Consider the following 21,383-nt stretch of genomic DNA (forward strand, 5'->3'; position numbering starts at 1 on the left):
GCGCAATCGTGGTTGACCTCAGGCCGACGCCGGCAACGTCTGAAAACTGAAATACTGCTTCAACGCCTCGACCAGTTGCCCATACTCCGGCGGCGCCCGTTGCAGGCTGAACCCGGCGTCATAGTGGTGAGGGGTTGCGTCCTCATGACACCACAGGCAACACGCCCGCAGGTCGATCACTTTCGGGCTGCCATCAGTGACGGGGATCTTCAGGCGCAAATCAAAATCAGCGCCGATCATCATCGGCAGCTGGCTGATCAGCATCAGCCCGTCTTCGGACACATTGCCCAGGTAGCCGATGGTCTTGTCGGTGTGGCCGTTGAAGACTTTCAGACAATACGGCAGTTGGTGCCGCTCGATCCGGCGGTCGGTAAACATGTGGACGTCACTATGCAAGGCTCTTAAGCAGAACCGCACTACTGCTTCGGAACGGGTCTGTCTTGTATAAGTGCCCGCTCTCCCCACTCCCGGTGCGCCGCTACTTGCAGCGCTGTGTCTTGCCAATGCCGGTTGCAGGCGTTGCCCCGGATTAGAGATCAGGCTCTAAACCGGTTTATTCGACTATAGCTCACCTGCGCCGGTGAGCCAGGCAGCGAACCTTCAGAATTGTGTCGGGCGAACCGCTGCGGCCGCACTGCGCAACGGGTAGTGTCCCAGGCTTTGCAGGGTTTCCAATCTCGCGCGGGCGCGATAAGCGTATTCACTCTGGGGATACGCGGCCATGATGAACTGATACGTCTGCGCCGCATCGACGAACATCTTCTGCCGCTCCAGACACAGGCCACGCATCATCGATGCTTCCGGCCACACATAAGGGCGTGCCCGGCTTTCGCGCTCGACCTTGGACAATTCGAGCATGACTTGCTCGCAGTTGCCCCGGTCATAAGCTTTGTAGGCATTGTTCAAATGATGGTTCATCGACCAACGGGTGCAGCCCGTGACGCTGAGGACGCTGATGGCTAGGGCGGCAATGTGCACGAATCGCATGGGGGATCTCCTGTCTTGAACGCTGTATCGACCCGCGGGCGGAAATCTTCAGGCTGTCCGGCGCAAAGTTGATCCGTCAAGACACCGCGGCACCTGGTTCTTCCTTGAAACCAATATCTTCAAAAAAAGTAGTGCACACGAACAATGACTACACCTTCGCAGCATAGTAGCCTCACTTAGCGCTTGAACTCAGGAGTCTTTGCATGTCCGTCCGTCGTACCAAAATCGTTGCCACCCTTGGCCCGGCCAGTAACTCGCCGGAAGTTCTCGAACAGCTGATTCTGGCTGGCCTGGACGTCGCCCGCCTGAACTTCTCCCACGGCACCCCCGACGAGCACAAGGCTCGCGCGAAGCTGGTGCGTGACCTCGCCGCCAAGCACGGTCGCTTCGTCGCCCTGCTGGGTGACCTGCAAGGCCCGAAAATCCGTATCGCCAAATTCGCCAACAAGAAGATCGAGCTGAAGATCGGTGATCAATTCACCTTCTCCACCAGCCATCCTCTGACCGAAGGCAACCAGCAGGTGGTCGGCATCGACTACCCGGACCTGGTCAAGGACTGCGGCGTGGGTGACGAGCTGCTGCTCGACGACGGCCGCGTGGTGATGCGCGTCGACACTGCCACCGCCAACGAACTGAACTGCACCGTGACCATCGGCGGCCCGCTGTCCGACCACAAAGGCATCAATCGTCGCGGTGGCGGCTTGACCGCCCCGGCCCTGACGGAAAAAGACAAGGCCGACATCAAGCTCGCTGCGGAAATGGAAGTCGACTACCTCGCCGTGTCCTTCCCGCGAGACGCCGCCGACATGGAATACGCCCGCAAGCTGCGCGACGAGGCCGGCGGCACCGCCTGGCTGGTGGCGAAGATCGAACGCGCCGAAGCCGTGGCCGACGACGAAACCCTCGACGGCCTGATCAAGGCGTCCGACGCGGTGATGGTTGCCCGTGGCGACCTGGGTGTGGAAATCGGCGACGCCGAACTGGTGGGCATCCAGAAGAAGATCATTCTGCACGCACGCCGTCACAACAAGGCGGTGATCGTCGCGACCCAGATGATGGAGTCGATGATCCAGAACCCGATGCCGACCCGCGCCGAAGTGTCCGACGTGGCCAACGCCGTACTCGACTACACCGACGCCGTGATGCTTTCGGCCGAAAGTGCTGCCGGTTTGTACCCGCTGGAAGCTGTTCAGGCCATGGCGCGTATCTGCGTCGGTGCCGAAAAGCACCCGACCAGCAAGACTTCCAGCCACCGCATCGGCAAGGAGTTCACCCGCTGCGACGAAAGCATTGCACTGGCGACCATGTACACCGCCAACCACTTCCCGGGCGTGAAAGCGATCATCGCCCTGACCGAAAGTGGCTACACCCCGCTGATCATGTCGCGCATCCGTTCCTCGGTGCCGATCTACGCGTTCACCCCGCACCGCGAAGCCCAGGCACGCGCGGCAATGTTCCGTGGCGTGTACACCATCCCGTTCGACCCGGCTTCGCTGGCGCCGAACGAAGTCAGCCAGAAAGCAATCGACGAGCTGGTCAAGCGCGGCGTCGTGCAGAAAGGCGACTGGGTCATTCTGACCAAGGGCGACAGCTACCACACCACCGGCGGCACCAACGGCATGAAAATCCTGCACGTTGGCGACCCGATGGTCTGAGTGACCGGTTGTTCGAAAATCAAAAGCCCCGCCATGTGAATGGCGGGGCTTTTTGCTTCCTGATCCTGAAGGTGAGTCTTCTGATCTGTCCTCTTCGCTGGCAAGCCAGCTCCTACAGGGATCGTATGAACACCGCAAATCAACTGTAGGAGCTGGCTTGCCAGCGATGACGCCCACTCTGTCACCACAAAACTCAATGCCGTTTGATAAACCCGGTCAACGCCGCCAACGCTTCCGGCGATCGCAGCCGCTGGGTAAACAACGCGCCCTCCTCCTCGATCACTTTGCGCAGCAATTCCCGATCCGGCGCTTTCATCAATTGCTTACTGATGCGCACCGCTTCCGGCGGCAACGATTCGAAGCGCAGCGCCATCTCCCGCGCCTTGGCCAAGGCTTCTTCGCCACTGCCCAAGGCTTGGGACGCAATGCCCCACGCCGCAGCCTGTTCACCATTAAAGCCTTCTCCCAGCAACAACAGCTCCGCCGCTTTGGCCTGCCCCAGCAGCCGCGGCAGAATAAGACTGGAACCGAACTCCGGGCATAAACCGAGATTGACGAACGGCATGCGCAAGCGTGCATCGCGGCTCACATAGACCAGATCGCAATGCAGCAACATCGTTGTGCCAATCCCCACCGCCACCCCCGCCACAGCGGCAATCACCGGTTTGCGGCATTCGAGCAGGTTGAGCATGAAATGAAACACCGGGCTGTCAAGATTGCTCGGTGGTTGCTGGATGAAGTCGGCGATGTCATTGCCGGCGGTAAAGCACTCGGCGGACCCGGTGATCAGCACGGCGTTGATTTCGGGGTCACTGTCGGCTTTTTGCAACGCCTCGGCCAAGTGACTGTACATGGCGCGAGTCAGGGCGTTTTTCTTGTCCGGACGATTCAGGCGCAGGGTCAGCAGGCCGCGTTCGCGTTCAATCTGGATGGCATCGGTCATGGCAAATCTCGCGTCTGAGAAGTCAGCGCTCAACCACGGGGCAGGAACACATCGGCCAGCAGTTGATTGCGCGGCAGTCCCGCCAGGTAAAGACGCCGTGCAAAGCTGTCGACGCTGTCGGGGGCTCCGCAGAGTAAGGCCATGGTTTGCCGCGAAACAAGCCGCAGTTGCGCCAAAGCCGCTGGCAACCCGGCCGGGGTCCACAGCTCGACACTAAGGTTTTGGCGGCTGGCAGCCATGGCTTGCAGGGGTTTGGCCAGGTAATGCTCATCGGCATCATGGGCCAGGTGAATGACGCGGATGTCGCCTTGGTGATTGTGTCGCAAGGCTTCGCGCAAAACGCCAAACAGCGGCCCCAGACCGGTGCCCGCCGCCATCAGCCACAGCGGTCGGGCATGCCAGTCCGGGTCATAATGCAAGGCGCCACCGCGCAGCTCACCCAGGCGGATCGATTCGCCGATCTTGAAGTGGCGAGCCGCCTCACTGAATTTACCCGGTAGACGACAATCAAGGTGGAACTCCAGAAACCGTTCCTCTTCGGGCAAGCTCGCCAAGGAATAGGGCCGTGCCACATGATCCGCCCACAACACCAGATGCTGTCCGGCCCTGTAACGCAACGGTCGTTGCGGTATTACGCGCAAGCGCAGCACCGTGGTGCTCAACCAGTCGACGGCTGAAATTTCAGCAGGGCGACCATCGACCAACGGATCAAAGGCATGCACCTGCAAGTCCTCGACCACCTGACACTGACACGCCAGGCGCCAACCCTGCTCACGCTGCTGCGCGCTCAAGGCATCGGGACGACTGTCATTTGGCAAACCCTGCATGCACTGCACCAGGCACGCATGACAGCTGCCGGCGCGACAGCTATAAGGCACCGCCACGCCATTGTGATTCAGTGCGTCGAGCAGATTGCTGCCCGCCGCTACCGACCATTGTTTGTCTCCGACCCGCAACTCAGGCATCGACGTTCTCCCACGCCGCGGCACAACGGTTGCGTCCGTCACGCTTGGCGCGATACAGCGCCTGATCGGCCCGTTGCAAGGCATCGTCAAGATCGTCGCCGAGCGCCAGCAGGGTCATCCCGGCCGACAGGCTGAGGTTGCGCACATTGAGACCCACCATCTCTACATCGGTGAAGGCGATACGCAGCCGCTCGCAACAAGCCGTCAAACGCTCGGCATCACAATCGGGAAGCAGCACAACGAACTCTTCACCGCCGTATCGGGCCAGCACATCGCCCTCGCGCAGGCAGGCTGTGGCCACGCCAGCAAAGGCCTGCAACACCTGATCGCCGGCCGCGTGGCCGTGTACATCGTTGATGCGTTTGAAGTGATCGAGGTCGATCAATGCCAGGCCATGCACCACACCGGCGTCCATGGCATTCAACTCACGGGAAGCCAGGCGCAGGAAATGCCGGCGATTGAACAGGCCGGTCAGTTCGTCGGTAGCCACCAGATCCTCGAGCTGACGCATCATTCCGCGCAAGGTGTCCTGGTGTGCCTGCAAGGCGAATCGCCGCTGGCGCATCAGTTGCCGCGAGGCCTGGATATAGCGGGCATACAGCACCAGCCACACCAGTACGATAAACAACACGCACACCTGCAACACCGCCGTGGCCGGGTCCGGCAACTGGGAGTGGTAGCCTTCCCAGAGGGTGATCGCGCAAAAACTGAAGAACACCAACAGAGCACAACGCACAAAGGCGCGGCGCGACAGATGGAACAGGCCGAAGAGCAGAATCAGGACATAGAACACCAGGAACGCGCCACGGGCTTCGTCCAGATGGGCGACCAGCCAGGTTTGCCACCCCAGCCCCAGCAACACTTGCGCCTCGGTCAGGCTCGGGTCGGCAAAGCGCAGGTTGAGGCCGGAATAAAACAGCGCGAACAGAATGGCCTGGCTGATGACCACCAGCGCACTACCGACGGCGACACCAGACTGAGATCCAGTAAAGTGATCCGTAAAAAAAGCCAGCCACAGCAATAGCAATGCCAGGGCATAGGTGCCGGCCGCGAGGGCAAAACGCTTGAGCAACAGTTGCTGGATGGCGTTAGGGGTCAATCGTTGACTCACCAATAATGGAGGCTGACGGAGCGTCCTACTCTACAGACCAAATGTCACTTTAGTAGCGCGGTCGTTAAATGACCATTCAATTTTAGGGGCGAAAAACCGGCGTCAAATCCTTGACTGACATTCCCCGCAGGCTGCGATCCTTTGATCTTGCGCCTCAAAAAACTACCTCAAAGATCGCAGCCTTCGGCAGCTCCTGCGGATATGTGCGGTATGCGACCAACGATTGACTGCCGGCGCGTGTGCCTGCCCGTGAGGCGCGGTATACTGCCGCGCCTTTTTAGCGTCGCGCCAGCAGCCCCGGCGTGCCTTGAAAGGTGCTTGCAACCGACCGATGCACCCAAGCTGCAAGCACCTTATTGAATGTTCCCGTCTTTTAGAGGAGCGCGACTCATGACCGTGATCAAGCAAGACGACCTGATTCAGAGCGTTGCCGACGCCCTGCAGTTCATTTCCTACTACCACCCCGTGGATTTCATCCAGGCGATGCACGAGGCCTACCTGCGCGAAGAATCGCCAGCGGCTCGCGACTCGATGGCACAGATCCTGATCAACTCGCGCATGTGCGCCACCGGCCACCGTCCGATCTGCCAGGACACCGGCATCGTGACCGTGTTTGTCCGCGTGGGCATGGACGTGCGTTGGGATGGCGCCACCATGAGCCTGGACGACATGATCAACGAGGGCGTACGTCGCGCCTACAACCTGCCGGAAAACGTCCTGCGCGCTTCGATCCTCGCCGACCCGGCGGGCGCTCGCAAGAACACCAAGGACAACACCCCGGCCGTGATCCACTACTCCATCGTTCCGGGTAACACCGTGGAAGTGGACGTGGCGGCCAAGGGCGGCGGTTCCGAGAACAAGTCGAAAATGGCCATGCTCAACCCGTCCGACTCGATCGTCGACTGGGTGCTCAAGACCGTTCCGACCATGGGCGCCGGCTGGTGCCCTCCGGGCATGCTCGGGATCGGCATCGGCGGCACCGCCGAGAAAGCCGCTGTCATGGCTAAAGAAGTGTTGATGGAATCCATCGACATTCACGAGCTGAAAAAGCGCGGCCCGTCCAATCGCATTGAAGAAATGCGCCTGGAGCTGTTCGAGAAGGTCAACCAATTGGGCATCGGCGCCCAGGGCCTCGGTGGCCTGACCACCGTGCTCGACGTGAAGATCATGGATTATCCGACTCACGCAGCCTCGCTGCCGGTGTGCATGATCCCCAACTGCGCCGCCACCCGTCACACGCACTTTGTGCTCGACGGTTCCGGACCGGTTGCCCAGGAAGCACCACCGTTGGACGCCTACCCGGAAATCGTCTGGGAAGCTGGCCCGTCGGCCCGTCGCGTCAACCTCGACACCCTGACTCCGGAAGAAGTGCAGAGCTGGAAGCCGGGCGAAACCGTCCTGCTCAACGGCAAGATGCTTACCGGTCGCGACGCCGCGCACAAGCGCATGGTCGAGATGCTGAACAAGGGCGAAACCCTGCCGGTAGACCTCAAGGGTCGTTTCATCTACTACGTCGGCCCGGTTGATCCGGTGCGCGAAGAAGTGGTTGGCCCGGCTGGCCCGACTACCGCAACGCGGATGGACAAGTTCACCCGTCAGATCCTCGAGCAGACCGGCTTGCTGGGCATGATCGGCAAATCCGAGCGCGGCCCGACTGCGATCGAAGCGATCAAGGACCACAAGGCCGTCTACCTGATGGCTGTCGGCGGCGCGGCTTACCTGGTGGCGCAAGCGATCAAGAAGTCCCGTGTAGTCGCTTTCGCCGAACTGGGCATGGAAGCGATCTATGAGTTCGACGTCAAGGACATGCCGGTGACCGTCGCGGTTGACAGCAAGGGCGAGTCGGTACACATCACTGGTCCTGCCATCTGGCAGCAAAAAATCAGTGAAAGCCTGGCGGTGGAAGTGCAGTAAGCGGCGCTTAAACCCCAAGTATAAAACCGGCCTGTCGGCAACGACAGGCCGGTTTTTTTTGGGCTGACCTGTCAGATATGACAGGTCACAGGCCGCAAGCCCTCTGATAAGTTGAATGCACTTGTGCACCCTTGTCAGGTGGGAACCGAAATGGCCACGGAAGAACAAAAAGGCACTATCAATATTTCCGCCCCCGCCCAACCAAAAATTGGCGGCGCCATTGCCAGCTTTGGGGGGTGGGGCGCGGTGGGCACCTTGGGTGCCGCCTCGCTTTCATTGCCGCTGCCCATTTCCAAAGCTCCCAATCGTGATCTGGCACCGGCCCTTTCGCTCAGCTATGGCAGTCATGTTGGCAACAGTATGTTTGGCATCGGCTGGCACTTGACCGTTAACGCCATCACGTTGCGTACGAGCAAAGGCGTTCCGCTTTATGACGGCAAGGATTTGCCCGTCGGCCCCGACGGCGAAGTCTGGATGCCGGAGCTTGACGGTAAAGGCGAGATCATTGAAAGAGCGGAAACCGTCGCAGGAATATCCTATCAGGTAGTCCGTTACCAGCCTCGGATCGAGGGCGATTTCGTCAGGATCGAACGATGGTTCACTGACAGCGACAGGGCAGGTTTCTGGCTGATTCACGGCCCCGATGGCAGCATCCAGATGTATGGCAAGACGCTCGCCTCGCGCCGGGCCGAACCCAAAGACCCGAACAAACCAACCGAACCCGAACGTGTCGGTGTGTGGCTGCTGGACGAGAGCGTCAATGTTCGCGGCGAACACATGGTCTTCGAGTACAAGGCCGAAACCGAAGAACCCGCTCCGCCAGATTTTCGCGACTATCGCGCCCAGCGCTATCTGCATCGGGTGCTGTATGGCAACGCAGTAGCGGAGTCGGAACTGTATTCCTGGAATACCGATGGCTGGAAGAACGTGGATTTTCACTTTCATCTGTTGTTCGATTATGGCGAACGCAGCCATGACCTGACGATCACACCGGTCTACGGCCCTCCTTACATGCAGGAAGGCGAAGAGTTCGGTGAATGGGGCGGGCGTAGCGATCCGTTCTGGAATCACGACTACGGATTCGCACTGGGCACTCGGCAACTGTGCCGCCAAGTGTTGATGTTCCACCATTTCCCCGGGGAACTGAGTGGTTCACCGAAGCTGGTGCAGCGCTTGCTGCTGGAGCACCACGAGAGCCCACTGGGATACAACCAACTGACCGCCGCGCACCTTCAGGCCTATGACCGCCAAGGCAAGGTCGAGAGCCGGCCGCCGAAGGAGTTCAACTACGCGCCTTTCGATCTCGCTGGCAAACAACCGGGCTGGAAATCTTTCCCGCAGATGCCGGGGCTCAACGACGGCCAGCGCTACCAGTTGGTAGATCTGTACGGCAAGGGTATGCCGGGTGTGTTGTGCCGCTACGACAAGGCCTGGTATTACCGCGACGTGTTACGGGCCCAAAGCGGTGGCGATGACGTGTGCTATGGCGAGTTAACGGAGTTACTCTCCATTCCGGTGGCCGACAGCAGCAAGGCACTGCGCCAGACCCTCAGCGACCTCAACGGTGATGGCAAACTGGAATGGGGCGTGCACGCCCCGACCATGAATGGCTTTTTTACCCTGAACCCCGACCGCCAATGGTCAACGTTCGTCACCTATAAAGCCTTCCCGCTGGAGTACTTCCATCCCCAGGCGCAAATGGCCGATCTGGTGGGCGATGGTCGAACTCATTTGGCCATGATCGGCAACAACAGTGTGCGTTTGTACACCAACCTGGGCGAGGACAACGGCTTCAGTATTGGGCGTGACGTGCCACACAAGGACGACGCACTGCCACAGCCGCGCAATTCGCAAACGCAAGTCGTGGGTTTCAGCGATGTGTTGGGCAGCGGCAAACAGCACTTGTTTCGCCTGAGTCACGACAGCCTGGAGTGCTGGCCGAACCTCGGCCATGGTCGCTTTGGCAAAAAAATCCTGCTCAGCACCCCGACGTTTCTTTATGAGGCGTTCAACGCTTCCCGGGTGCTGCTCGCCGACCTGGACGGCTCGGGCGCAGCCGACTTGATCTGCCTGGAATCCGATTGCTTCCGCGTGTTCATGAACCAATGCGGCAAGGGCTTTGCCAAGCAATCCATTGATATTCCCTGGCCGGAAGGCGTGCGTTACGACAATTTGTGCCAGGTCACCATTGCCGATCTGCTGGGATTGGGCTGTTCCAGCCTGGTGCTGACTGTTCCCCACATGACCCCACAGCACTGGCGTTATGATTTTGTCCATGCCAAACCCTACCTGATCGATAGCAGCAACAACAACATGGGGGCTCGCAGCTGCATCGAGTATCGCAGTTCAGCGCAGGAACTCCTGGATGAGGAGTTTGAACAACACCAGATCGATAAAGACAAGGTCTTCGAATCCGAAGTGCCGTTCGCGATGCATCTGGTCAAGCGTCAAACCCGGTTCGATGAAATCACCCGTAATCGACTGACTCAGGTCATGAGCTATCGCCAGGGCTACTACGACCCCATTGAACGGGAGTTCCGGGGCTTTGGCCTGGTCATGCAGATTGACACCGAAGCCACTGAGGCGGAACGCTCAACCCTGGGCTTTACCGCGCCTTCTCTGAGTAAAACCTGGTTTCACACGGGTAAATCCATTGATCAGCCCAGGGACGGCTATTACCCGGGCGATACGGAAGCTATCGCCCTTTTGCCAACAAAACTGGAGCAGTTTCATCGTCGGGACAAAGCGGCAGAACCCGTTGGACCGCAGGACGAAGAAACATCTCGCGAGATTGCACGCGCACTGAGCGGCGTAGAGTTGCGAACTGAGGTGTTCGCTGCCGATAAACCGGAAGTGCCCTATGCAGTGAAAGAAAACCGCTATCAGGTGCGCATACTGCGCGCAAAAGGACTTCACTATCCCTATACCGTGCTGCAACCCATGGCACTGGAATCGATCAGCTATCAGTACGAACCTGAATTGCCCGACGATCCGCGCTGCGAACACACGCTCAATCTGAGATGGGACGAGTTCGGCAGCGTGCTGCATGCTTTCATCGTCTATTACGCCCGACGCAGAACCGCCGAAACACCGCCCTTCGACGACGAACATGAAAGCCGATACTGGACGGACGCCCACGATGAGTCACAACAGCGCTGGTATTTGACCGAGTCCAAAGCCGAATACATCGATATCTACGATGAAGACGCCTGGAAACCGGGAGTGCGCTATCGATTGGGTCTGCCCTATCGGGAACGCACTAATGCGCTGGTACTGGAAAAAGGGCAGCTGAGCAGCAAGGACATCCACCACGCAAAGTTTCTGGAATGGAGCACGGACGACGGGGAATGGGCGAAAAAGGCAGTGCTTGCCAGCATGTCCATGCAGTACTACATCGATCCCGACACCGGTCAGACCATGGACAAGGGATCTGCGACGTACCATGCGCTGCCCGGTTACGTGAAAATCGCCGAGTTGGATGCCACCGCCCTGAGCGCCTACGACAAGCTCAAGGACGAAAACGGCAACATGCCGTTCAACCTCAAGGAAAAACTCGAAGAGGTGGGTTACCACATCATGGAGTGGTTCTTGCCCGAGGTTGAACTGTCCGAACCCGAAGGCCCAACCGATGCAAAAAACTACCTGTGGTCGGTGCACCGCGGCTTCGCGCACTACCTTGGCCTGGAGGATTTCTACAATGTCGATTTTTTCCAGCAGACCCAGAGCCACGGCATCACCAAAGTCACCAATGACCCCTACGGGTGCCTGCACACCGCCATCGAATTGCCGGACGGCTGTATCACCCAAACGTTGAACACCGATTACTGCACGTTTTTGCCTGCGTCCATCGAAGACCCCAATCGCAATACCCGGCAGGCGTGCTACAACGCCTTTGGTGAAGGGCTGGTCACCAGCTTTTTTGGCACCGAACTGGGTGTGGAAGTCGGTTTCGATCCCCTCGACGATTACGTGCGACCCGACGACCGCAGCCCGGCGCACGCCATCGAATCGCCTCTGGAGGCCATCGGCAACTACGCCATGGCGATGTTCAGCGATGCTTTCAGCTGGATGGGCCGGGTCCCAACGGACACCCAACCCAGTGACGAATGGCTGGCCTGGGCTCGAGCAGAAGGCTTCGTGCTTCCCAGTGGCCACCTGTGCGACCGCGCCCGCCAGCATCTGCGGGAACTCGAAGACCCGAACGAGTTTGAACGGCTTCTCCAGCAATATATTGAGGCCGCTCATCGAGAACCGGTGCACGTCGCCACCTTGCAGGCCGACCGTTATCCGGGTGACCCGGAGTTGCAGATTCGCATTGCCATCATCCATCAGGATGGCTTCGGCCGCGTGCTGCAAAGCAAGCAGGAAGTCGAGCGTGGCAAAGCCTGGGTGGTCAAGCCGGACGGCACACTGAAACTCAAGGAGGATGGTACCCCTGAGGAAGCCGAAGCCACGCGGCGCTGGCGGGTCAGCGAACCGGTCGAATACAACAACAAGGGCCAGACAGTGCGGATCTACCGGCCGTACTTCGCCGATCAGTTTCGCCGTATCAACGACGAGTCGTTACGCCAGTTCGCCTATCACGATCAACAATTCTACGACGCCGCCGGCCGGCCGACGCAGACGGTACTGGCCAAAAAAATGCCCCAGGGAGAAAACTCGGAACTCAAGCCCTTAAGACGGGAACAGTGCTATCGCTGCTGGTACGACCTGTTCTTCGATGAGAACGATCTGTTTGACCCAACACCGCCGGTGAAAACGCGCAATGGATGGACACTGCATTGAACCGGAACATTCACTCCCACACTCCACAGCTGGCAGCCTTCGACAGCCGTGGCTTGCCAGTGCGCCAAGTGAGCTACTGGCGACGGGAGATTACCGAGCTCATCCCTGAGGCGCTTGTCACCGCTCAACAACACGACAGCGCAGGACGTTTGGTGGCGCAGCGCGATCCCCGTTTTCTGGCGCACACGGTCGGTCCGAACATGGCCACGGTGTTCAGTCTCGCGGGGAAGGAGGTATCCAGGTCCAGTGTCGATTCTGGCTGGACTTTGCAGATGGCCGGCGAAGCCGGGCTGATCCGCAATCATTGGGATAGCCGAGGCAGCCACTGGAAACACGACTACGACCCAATGCAACGACTGACCGCGACACATGAGCAGACCCGCGGTTCGGCGTTTCGAACGATTGAGCGCCTGACTTATGCTGACAATCGGGCCGGGTTCGCTGCGCAAAATCAGTGTGGACAGTTGATCCGTTTCGATGACACCGCTGGCACCCTGCATTCAGAGGCGTACGGTTTGCTCGGTCAACGGCTTGTCCAGCGGCGACACTTTCTGAAAACCCTGCAAAGCCCCGACTGGCCGCTATTACCAGAAGCCCGCAACGAATTGCTCGAACCTGGCGAGGGTTTCCAGACTCGCCGAGATTACAGCCCCAGCAACGATCTGGTTCGTCAGACCGATGCCCGGAGCCATCGCCAATCCTGGCATTTTGATCGGGCCGGTCAACTTCAACAGGTTCGCTTGCAACTCAAGGACGACGTCGCGGAAAAGTAATGCTGCACAGTGTTGGGTACAGCGCCCAAGGCCAGACCGAATCGCAAACCAGCGGCAATGGTACGACGACCCACTCGCAGTTCGACCCTGCCAATGGACGTTTGCAACGCCTGGTGACCGAACGTGTCGGTCGAGGACAGTTGCAGGACCTCGGTTATACGCATGATGCGGCCGGCAACGTGGTGGAATTGCAAGATCACGCACAACCCACGCACTACTTTGCCAACCAGCTCGTTGAATCAACCAATCACTATGTCTACGACAGCCTGTCCCGGTTGATCAGTGCGTCGGGTCGTGAAGTCCCGGGTCAAAACATTCGCCCGGAGCTGCCGGAATTGACGCTCGGTCCGGGTGACAGTTCCCGGCTTCTCAACTACACCGAACATTATGAATACGACAAGGGCGGCAACCTGACGTTGTTGCGCCACCAAAGCGGTCATCCCGGCCAGGCGCATCGCAGAGCATTCAAAGTCGCCGACGAGAGCAACCGCGCCCTGCCCTGGGATGAACAGCTGTTGCCCGATTTCGGTAAAGGTTTCGATCTCAACGGCAACCTGCAAGCGCTGCATCCCCATGGTCAGCACCTGCTTTGGAGTGGGCAAAACCAACTGCAACAGATCACAGTCATCAGCCGCAAAGACAACGAGGACGACGCTGAATATTACGTGTATGACCACCAGCACCTGCGAGTACGCAAACACCAACGTTGCGTCGCCAGCGGCATGACGCATGTGCGCAACGTTCGCTATCTGCCGGGGCTGGAGATACGCACGCAGGATGATGGCGAACACTTGGAAGTCATCACCGTACAGACCGAACGAGGTCAGGTGCGGTGTCTGCACTGGGTCACCCCACCGCCCGACGGCATCCGGCAGGATCAATTACGCTTTTGCCTCAACGATCATCTGGGCTCCAGCACCCTGGAGCTGGACGACCAGGCTGAAATCATCAGCCATGAAGGCTATTACCCCTACGGCGGCACGGCGTGGTGGGCGGCCCGATCGAAGGTCGAGGCCGATTACAAAACCGTTCGGTATTCGGGCAAGGAGCGGGATGCGAGCGGGTTGTATGACTATGGGTTGAGGTATTACGCGCCGTGGTTGTGTCGGTGGATTAATCCGGATCCGTTTGGCTCGATTAACGGACTGAATTTGTATCGATTCTGTGGAAACAACCCAGTCTGCAGGATTGATCCTGATGGGCGTATGTGGCAGCCATACGACGACGAGACTATGGACGATTTTTTAAGGGTCGAACCCGACTTGAGAGCCGCCTATAGCCTGGAACCGATTGAAGCCGTTGATGAATCAATGGACTACCAAACCTCGCCCGTATCTCCCGACACCAATCGCTCACGCAGTGAATCAAGTCGTTCAGACTCTGAAAACAGTCCTGGCAGTCCACCGGCGCCAACCGATGATCAAAATATTGTGCTCAACATTCAGGATGCAAACCCCAATTTGTCCGACCATTTCTGGAACAGCAGGAACCTGCTGCAAAGAACCAGTTTTGGTGGCAAGGTCTACCGTGCAGACCTGCGTAGCCCTGAAGAGTTAAAAAAGGAGGGATTCAAACCTTCAGAGGAATTCACTGCGGTTGATAAAATGGTCAGTGGGGATTCCTTGATTGTCGCAGAGACGCTTGAAGGGGCAATGTTTTATGCAGCCCAAGCTGGCCGTCCCTATTACTTCTATGAAATCGATGCCAGCAACGTTGGTGGCGTGTCCTTGCTTGAAAACCTGGTATTGAACAGTCCGAGAATGCTCGTACATCTCAACGCAGATGCTGGTGGCAGCCCGTCTGAGCAGACCGGGGAGGCCAATAGGATGCACGAAGCGCACTTGAACTTTGATGACTTGGATCGCATGGACCTGGATAAAAAAGAGAGCAGAGTTTTCTCGATGGGGCAACTGGTGGATGAAATGATACAAATGCGCCTAAGCATGAATCGTTGAACTCAAGTCTTCACCCAAGCAGATGAGACCTGGCGCAAAAAGGTTCACATGCTATCTTGCGCGTCCAGTCTTCAATCCGATTTCGGTTCAATGCTCCCGACCTCCAGATTCCTGCGCCTGACGTTGTTCACCCTGCTCATCCTCGCCAGCGCCGCCATCGCCGCCACCTTGGCCATGCGCCACACCGTGCGCCAGTCAATGGTCGAAGACGCGGCCCGGGCCAATCAGCAATTGGCGCTGTACGCCAACTCACTGCACACCCTGATCGAACGCTACCGCGCCCTGCCCGCCGTGCTGGCGCTGGACCCGGAATTGCGCTCGGCGCTCAAGGGGTCGGTGAGCCCTGAACAACAGGATGCGCTGAACCGCAAACTGGAAAAAATCAACGGCGCCGCCGAATCCTCGACCCTCGAACTGCTCGATCGCACCGGCCTGGCCATCGCGGCCAGCAACTGGCGCCTGCCCAGTAGTTACGTCGGGCACAATTACGGCTTCCGTCCTTATTTCAATCAGACCCGCACCCAAGGCACCGGGCGCTTTTATGCCGTGGGCGTGACCAGCGGGATTCCCGGCTACTTCCTGTCCAGCGCCGTGACGGATGAAGAAAACCAGTTCCTCGGCGCCATGGTGGTAAAACTGGAATTTCCGGAGCTGGAACGCGAGTGGCGCCAGGGCAGCGACACGCTGTTGGTCAGCGACAAGCGCGGGATCATCTTCATCGCCAACCAGCCAGGCTGGCGCTATCGCGTGCTCCAGCCGTTGAGCGACAGCGATCACGCCGAGCTCAAGACCACCCGTCAATACGACAAACAAACCCTGACCCCGCTCGCATTTGAGTCGCTGCGACGTTTCGACGACAACAGCGATCTGGCGCGGGTCGATGGCCCCGATGGCAAAGCGGATTATCTATGGGAGTCGCTGCCCCTGAGCACCGAAGGCTGGACGCTGCACCTGCTGCGCCGCCCACAGGTTGCCTTCGAAGACAGCCGCAACGCCGCCCTTGCCGCCGCCGGTTTGTGGCTGACAGTGGTGTTTCTGTTGCTGTTCCTCAATCAGCGCTGGCGCCTGGCAAAAATGCGCCAGCGCAGTCGCGAAGAGCTCGAACAGCTTGTACAGGAGCGTACCCGTGACCTGCGCACCGCACAGGAAGGCCTGGTGCAATCGGCCAAACTCGCCGCACTTGGCCAGATGTCGGCCGCCCTTGCCCATGAAATCAACCAGCCATTGACCGCCCAGCGCATGCAGCTGGCAACCCTGCGTCTGCTGCTCGACCATGGCCGGGTCGACGACGCCTACAAGGCGCTCAAGCCGGTGGACGATATGCTCACGCGCATGGCGGCCCTCACCGGCCACTTGAAAACCTTCGCCCGCAAAAGCCCCAGCGGCTTGCGCGAACGCCTGGACCTGGCTGCCGTGGTGGATCAATCGCTGCAATTGCTCGAGACACGACTGCGCGACGAGCAAGTCAGTACGGTGCTGCACCTGACCCGCCCGGCTTGGGTGCGTGGCGATGCGATTCGTCTGGAGCAGGTGTTGATCAATCTGCTGCGCAATGCGCTGGATGCGATGCAGGACAAACCCTGCAAGCGTCTGGAAATCCGCCTCGAAGCCGACGAACACTTGTGGCGCCTGAGCGTTATCGACAACGGTGGCGGCATCGCCGAAGAGAACCTGTCAAAGGTGTTCGATCCGTTCTTCACCACTAAACCGGTGGGCGATGGCCTGGGTATCGGACTGGCAGTGTCTTTCGCCATCGTGCACGAATCGGGCGGTCGTCTGAGCGCCGACAATCATGACAACGGCGCGGTGTTTACCCTGACCCTGCCCATCGACCAGGAGGCACCTGAACCATGCTGAACACAGTGATGGTGGTCGACGACGAAAGCAGCATCCGCAGCGCCGTCGAACAATGGTTGAGCCTGTCGGGGTTCGAGGTGCAATTGTTCAGTCGCGCCGATGAATGCCTGGCGCAGCTGCCCAAGCACTTTGCCGGGGTGATTCTCAGCGACGTGCGCATGCCCGGCATGACCGGTCTGGAACTGCTGGCCGAAGTACAACGCCGCGACGCCGACTTGCCGGTGATTCTGCTGACCGGCCACGGCGATGTGCCGATGGCCGTCGAGGCCATGCGCGATGGTGCTTACGACTTCCTCGAAAAACCCTTCAGCCCCGAGACCCTGCTCGGCAGCCTGCGCCGCGCCCTCGACAAGCGTCGGCTGGTTCTGGAAAACCGCGCACTGCACGAACAGGCCGACAACCGCGCCAAACTCGATACGACCCTGCTGGGCGTCTCCAAGGGTTTACAGACCTTGCGCCGGCAAGTGCTCGACCTGGCGACGTTGCCGGTCAATGTGCTGATCCGCGGCGAAACCGGCAGCGGCAAGGAACTGGTCGCCCGCTGCCTGCACGACTTCGGACCGCGGGCCGACAAACCTTTTGTCGCACTCAACTGTGCAGCGATCCCGGAGCAACTGTTCGAAGCCGAGTTGTTCGGCCACGAAAGCGGCGCGTTCACGGGCGCCCAAGGCAAGCGTATCGGCAAGCTCGAATACGCCGACGGCGGCACGCTGTTTCTCGATGAGATCGAAAGCATGCCCCTGGCCCAGCAAGTGAAACTGCTGCGGGTGATACAGGAACACAAGCTTGAACGATTGGGTTCCAATCAAAGCATCCACGTGGACTTGCGCATCATTGCCGCGACCAAACCAGACCTGCTCGACGAAGCTCGGGCTGGTCGTTTCCGCGAGGACCTGGCCTATCGCTTGAACGTTGCCGAATTGCGTTTGCCGCCGTTGCGCGAGCGCCGTGAAGACATTCCGTTATTGTTCGAATCGTTTGCCCAAAGTGCTGCGGAGCGGCTGGGCCGTAGCTTTGCACCATTGAGTGGTCCGCAATTGAGCCATCTGCTGAGCCACGACTGGCCGGGCAACGTGCGCGAACTGGCGAACGTGGCCGAGCGGCAGGTATTGGGGCTTGGCGAGATGACACCCGTAGGCATCGAACCCGGGCAATCACTGGCGGCGCAGCAGGAAGCGTTCGAAGCGCAATGCCTGCGCGCAGCGCTGACCCGACACAAGGGCGACATCAAAGCGGTGCTTGAAGAACTGCAACTGCCGCGTCGGACCTTCAATGAAAAGATGCAACGGCATGGGTTGAGCCGAGAGATGTTTTTGTAGCGTTTGGACGGGCCTCATCGCTGGCAAGCCAGCTCCTACAATGTGCGGAGTACACAGATCCTCTGTGGGAGCTGGCTTGCCAGCGATGAGGCCAGAACAGGCACTGCAAATTCACGAACCAATCAGCAGTTTTCCGCTCATCCCCAGCCGAACATAAGCGGATTTCCGCTCACCGAAACACCCTACCCCCTCTAAACCGGCCCTCTCCCCGTTGGCACAGCTCCTGCTATAGCCCCAGCAGGCTGCGTTTAATCGCGCTCCACAAAAACAATTAAATGAAGGATCCTTCAATGGATAACTCCAACGCCCTGCCCCTTGGGTCGGCTGCCACGCCGGCTAAAGAAAGAACCACCGCCAGTCGCATCAAATCGATTTTCAGCGGTTCTGTCGGCAACATGGTCGAGTGGTACGACTGGTACGTCTATGCCGCCTTCTCTTTGTACTTCGCCAAGACCTTTTTCCCTAAAGGCGACACCACCGCACAACTGCTGAACACCGCCGCGATCTTCGCCGTGGGCTTCCTGATGCGCCCGATCGGTGGCTGGTTGATGGGCCTGTATGCCGACAAAGTCGGGCGCAAGAAAGCGTTGATGGCCTCGGTGTACCTGATGTGCTTCGGCTCGCTGCTGATCGCCCTGAGCCCGAGCTACGAAGTCATCGGTATCGGCGCGCCGATCCTGCTGGTGTTCGCACGTTTGCTGCAAGGCCTGTCGGTCGGTGGCGAATACGGCACCTCGGCCACTTACCTCAGTGAGATGGCAACCAAGGAACGTCGTGGTTTCTACTCCAGCTTCCAGTACGTGACCCTGATTTCCGGTCAGCTCATCGCTTTGGCGGTACTGATTGTCCTGCAGAACTTCCTGACCACCGAGGAGCTGTACGCCTGGGGCTGGCGCATCCCGTTCGCCATTGGCGCACTGTGTGCCGTGGTCGCGCTGTACCTGCGTCGTGGCATGGAAGAAACCGAGTCCTTCACCAAGAAAGAAAAGGCCAAGGAAAGCGCGATGCGCACCTTGATGCGCCACCCGAAGGAACTGATGACCGTGGTCGGCCTGACCATGGGCGGTACGCTGGCGTTCTACACCTACACCACGTACATGCAGAAATACCTGGTGAACACCGTCGGCATGAGCATCTCCGACTCCACCACCATTTCCGCCGCCACGCTGTTTCTGTTCATGTGCCTGCAACCGATCATCGGCGGGCTGTCGGATAAAATCGGTCGCCGGCCGATTTTGATTGCCTTCGGCGTCCTGGGTACGCTGTTCACCGTACCGATCCTCACCACCCTGCACACCATCACGACCTGGTGGGGCGCGTTCTTCCTGATCATGGCGGCGCTGATCATCGTCAGTGGCTACACCTCGATCAACGCCGTGGTGAAAGCCGAACTGTTCCCGACTGAAATCCGCGCCCTGGGCGTCGGCCTGCCGTACGCACTGACCGTCTCGATCTTCGGCGGCACCGCTGAATACATCGCACTGTGGTTCAAGAGCATCGGCATGGAATCCGGTTACTACTGGTATGTCACCGCCTGCATCGCCGTGTCGTTGCTGGTGTACATCACCATGAAAGACACCCGCAAACATTCGCGGATCGTCACGGACTAAATCAAGCGGCAAAGAAAAGGGGCAGACCTCACCGGGGTCTGCCCCTTTTTCATTGAATCAACATCCCCCCCTGTAGGAGCCGGCTTGCCGGCGATGGTGTATCAGATCAGTTGTTGTCGACTGACACTCCATCGCGAGCAGGCTCGCTCCTACAGAGGTAGAGTCGACTGGAAATCAGCTGCTCATCCTTGCACTATGAACGCCATCCGAATAACGCCCCCTGGAACTCCTTCATGCCCGACGACATCCATTTCTACGAACCCGCCAACGGCCACGGCCTGCCCCACGATCCGTTCAACGCCATCGTCGGCCCGCGCCCTATCGGCTGGATTTCGTCACAGGATGCCGAGGGGCGCTTGAACCTGGCGCCCTACAGTTTCTTCAACGCCTTCAACTACATTCCGCCGATCATCGGGTTCTCCAGCGTCGGGCGCAAAGACAGCCTGAACAACATCGAGCAGACCGGTGAATTCGCCTGGAACCTGGCCACCCGGCCACTGGCCGAGCAAATGAATCAGAGCTGCGCGATGGTCGGGCCAGACGTCAATGAATTCGAATTGTCCGGGCTGACGACAGCTGCTTCGAAAGTCATTCAGGTACCACGCGTCGCCGAGAGTCCGGTGTCCTTCGAATGCAAGGTCACACAGATCATTCAGTTGCAACGGGCCGATGGAAACGTGGTGCCGAGCTGGTTGATTCTCGGCGAAGTGGTCGCCGTGCACATCGCCAAATGGCTGTTGAAGGATGGGGTGTACGACACCGCCGCGGCAGAACCGATTCTGCGCGGCGGTGGGCCAGCGGATTATTTCCAGCTGGGTCGTGAGGCGTTGTTCAAGATGTACCGTCCCGGGGCGGTCAAGTAACTACCAGATCAGCCCGCCGTCTTCGTCGACGCCTTTGAGGTGGGTCAGTTTCAAGGCAGCGGCTTCGTCCGCTTCCTTGGCGGTCTTGAAGGTTTGTTCTTCCAGCAATTTGTTGAAACGAGGCGCACCGGAAGCACCGATGGCTTTGGTGGCGATTGCCGCGTAGTACCCGCCTTCACGGGGGACGACGGCCGATACGGCTTCGAAGGTTTCAAAGGCTTTGCGTGCCATGTCGCGCTTCCTGGCTAGTTGAGAATGCTGCATTAAACCCTCAACCGGCCAGTTTGTGTACTGCCGCCCCTGACTGGTGCAAGGCCTGGGCCGCCGACACATCCTTGAACGTATGGAAATCCAGGCTGTCGACCAACAGTTCCTGCACCAGCTCGGCAAAAACCTCCATTGCCGGAGTACTGAAATAGGCGATCATGGCTTGTTGATTGCTCCAGAAACCGGACACCAGCCACAACTGCGGATCGCATTGCGAGTGCTGCAAGGCAAAATTCAGGCAACCTGGCGCAGCGCGGGACGGCTCGATCAGGGCGCTGAGGCGCAGGCCGAGCTCCGCCGAACGTCCAGCGCGCGCTCGAACGAAAGCCATATGACTGACTGGGATTTGCTTGGACATGGTTCAACCCTCCCGGGGAGT

General features: G+C 59.1%; 16 protein-coding genes. 9 read left to right on the top strand and 7 right to left on the bottom strand.

Annotated elements, in window-relative coordinates; genetic code table 11:
* Window positions 1-18: 18 nt before the first annotated feature.
* Both QMK58_RS24025 and QMK58_RS24030 read right to left on the bottom strand, forming a co-directional pair.
* Window positions 19-378 carry a PilZ domain-containing protein gene (locus tag QMK58_RS24025; RefSeq protein WP_320395535.1) on the bottom strand — a complete coding sequence of 120 codons (360 nt, stop codon included), beginning with the start codon at window positions 376-378 and terminating at the stop codon, window positions 19-21.
* Window positions 379-600: 222 nt separating this feature from the next.
* On the bottom strand, window positions 601-987 hold the full coding sequence (locus QMK58_RS24030; protein ID WP_053155265.1) for a tetratricopeptide repeat protein: 387 nt from the start codon (window positions 985-987) through the stop codon (window positions 601-603).
* A 203-nt stretch (window positions 988-1,190) separates the two neighbouring features.
* On the opposite strand from QMK58_RS24030, the gene pyk reads away from it, so the two are divergent.
* Window positions 1,191-2,642 carry a pyruvate kinase gene (pyk, locus tag QMK58_RS24035; RefSeq protein WP_053155263.1) on the top strand — a complete coding sequence of 484 codons (1,452 nt, stop codon included), beginning with the start codon at window positions 1,191-1,193 and terminating at the stop codon, window positions 2,640-2,642.
* A 193-nt stretch (window positions 2,643-2,835) separates the two neighbouring features.
* Here the strand turns inward: pyk and QMK58_RS24040 are convergent, their stop codons facing one another.
* From QMK58_RS24040 to QMK58_RS24050, 3 genes are read right to left on the bottom strand one after another with little or no spacing between them, the layout of a single operon-like run.
* Window positions 2,836-3,585: an enoyl-CoA hydratase-related protein gene (locus tag QMK58_RS24040; RefSeq protein ID WP_320395536.1), complete on the bottom strand. Its 750-nt coding sequence runs from the start codon at window positions 3,583-3,585 to the stop codon at window positions 2,836-2,838.
* Window positions 3,586-3,614: 29 nt separating this feature from the next.
* Window positions 3,615-4,550, bottom strand: a complete 936-nt coding sequence (locus tag QMK58_RS24045) for an iron-sulfur-binding ferredoxin reductase (RefSeq protein WP_053155259.1) — start codon at window positions 4,548-4,550, stop codon at window positions 3,615-3,617.
* Window positions 4,543-5,649 carry a sensor domain-containing diguanylate cyclase gene (locus QMK58_RS24050; RefSeq protein ID WP_053155257.1) on the bottom strand — a complete coding sequence of 369 codons (1,107 nt, stop codon included), beginning with the start codon at window positions 5,647-5,649 and terminating at the stop codon, window positions 4,543-4,545. Before QMK58_RS24050 ends, QMK58_RS24045 begins: the two co-directional genes overlap by 8 nt.
* A gap of 402 nt (window positions 5,650-6,051) precedes the next feature.
* Between QMK58_RS24050 and QMK58_RS24055 the strand changes: the two genes are divergently transcribed.
* The 8 genes from QMK58_RS24055 to QMK58_RS24090 all read left to right on the top strand — a co-directional run bounded on the left by QMK58_RS24055 (window position 6,052) and on the right by QMK58_RS24090 (window position 20,737).
* Window positions 6,052-7,575, top strand: coding sequence for a fumarate hydratase (locus QMK58_RS24055; RefSeq protein WP_053155254.1), 1,524 nt, complete (start codon window positions 6,052-6,054; stop codon window positions 7,573-7,575).
* A 150-nt stretch (window positions 7,576-7,725) separates the two neighbouring features.
* Complete coding sequence (locus QMK58_RS24060) at window positions 7,726-12,360, top strand: SpvB/TcaC N-terminal domain-containing protein (RefSeq protein WP_320395537.1); 4,635 nt, start codon at window positions 7,726-7,728, stop codon at window positions 12,358-12,360.
* Window positions 12,345-13,133 (top strand): hypothetical protein, encoded by a 789-nt coding sequence (locus QMK58_RS24065; protein ID WP_320395538.1) that lies wholly within the window; start codon window positions 12,345-12,347, stop codon window positions 13,131-13,133. Before QMK58_RS24060 ends, QMK58_RS24065 begins: the two co-directional genes overlap by 16 nt.
* Window positions 13,133-15,088, top strand: coding sequence for an RHS repeat-associated core domain-containing protein (locus tag QMK58_RS24070; RefSeq protein ID WP_320395539.1), 1,956 nt, complete (start codon window positions 13,133-13,135; stop codon window positions 15,086-15,088). Before QMK58_RS24065 ends, QMK58_RS24070 begins: the two co-directional genes overlap by 1 nt.
* Before the next feature lie 90 nt (window positions 15,089-15,178).
* Window positions 15,179-16,945: an ATP-binding protein gene (locus tag QMK58_RS24075; protein WP_053155248.1), complete on the top strand. Its 1,767-nt coding sequence runs from the start codon at window positions 15,179-15,181 to the stop codon at window positions 16,943-16,945.
* Window positions 16,939-18,264, top strand: a complete 1,326-nt coding sequence (locus QMK58_RS24080; protein WP_320395540.1) for a sigma-54 dependent transcriptional regulator — start codon at window positions 16,939-16,941, stop codon at window positions 18,262-18,264. Before QMK58_RS24075 ends, QMK58_RS24080 begins: the two co-directional genes overlap by 7 nt.
* 290 nt (window positions 18,265-18,554) lie before the next feature.
* A complete protein-coding gene (locus QMK58_RS24085) occupies window positions 18,555-19,874 on the top strand; it encodes an MFS transporter (RefSeq protein WP_053155244.1) in 1,320 nt (439 codons plus the stop codon).
* A 233-nt stretch (window positions 19,875-20,107) separates the two neighbouring features.
* Entirely contained in the window at window positions 20,108-20,737 is a 630-nt protein-coding gene (locus QMK58_RS24090) for a flavin reductase family protein (RefSeq protein ID WP_053155242.1), read from the top strand.
* Here the strand turns inward: QMK58_RS24090 and QMK58_RS24095 are convergent, their stop codons facing one another.
* Window positions 20,738-20,968 carry a hypothetical protein gene (locus QMK58_RS24095; RefSeq protein WP_053155240.1) on the bottom strand — a complete coding sequence of 77 codons (231 nt, stop codon included), beginning with the start codon at window positions 20,966-20,968 and terminating at the stop codon, window positions 20,738-20,740. It abuts the gene before it with no gap.
* Window positions 20,969-21,008: 40 nt separating this feature from the next.
* A complete protein-coding gene (locus QMK58_RS24100) occupies window positions 21,009-21,362 on the bottom strand; it encodes a putative quinol monooxygenase (RefSeq protein ID WP_053155238.1) in 354 nt (117 codons plus the stop codon).
* Window positions 21,363-21,383 lie beyond the last annotated feature (21 nt).

Source organism: Pseudomonas sp. P8_241, assembly GCF_034008315.1.
Taxonomy (GTDB): domain Bacteria; phylum Pseudomonadota; class Gammaproteobacteria; order Pseudomonadales; family Pseudomonadaceae; genus Aquipseudomonas.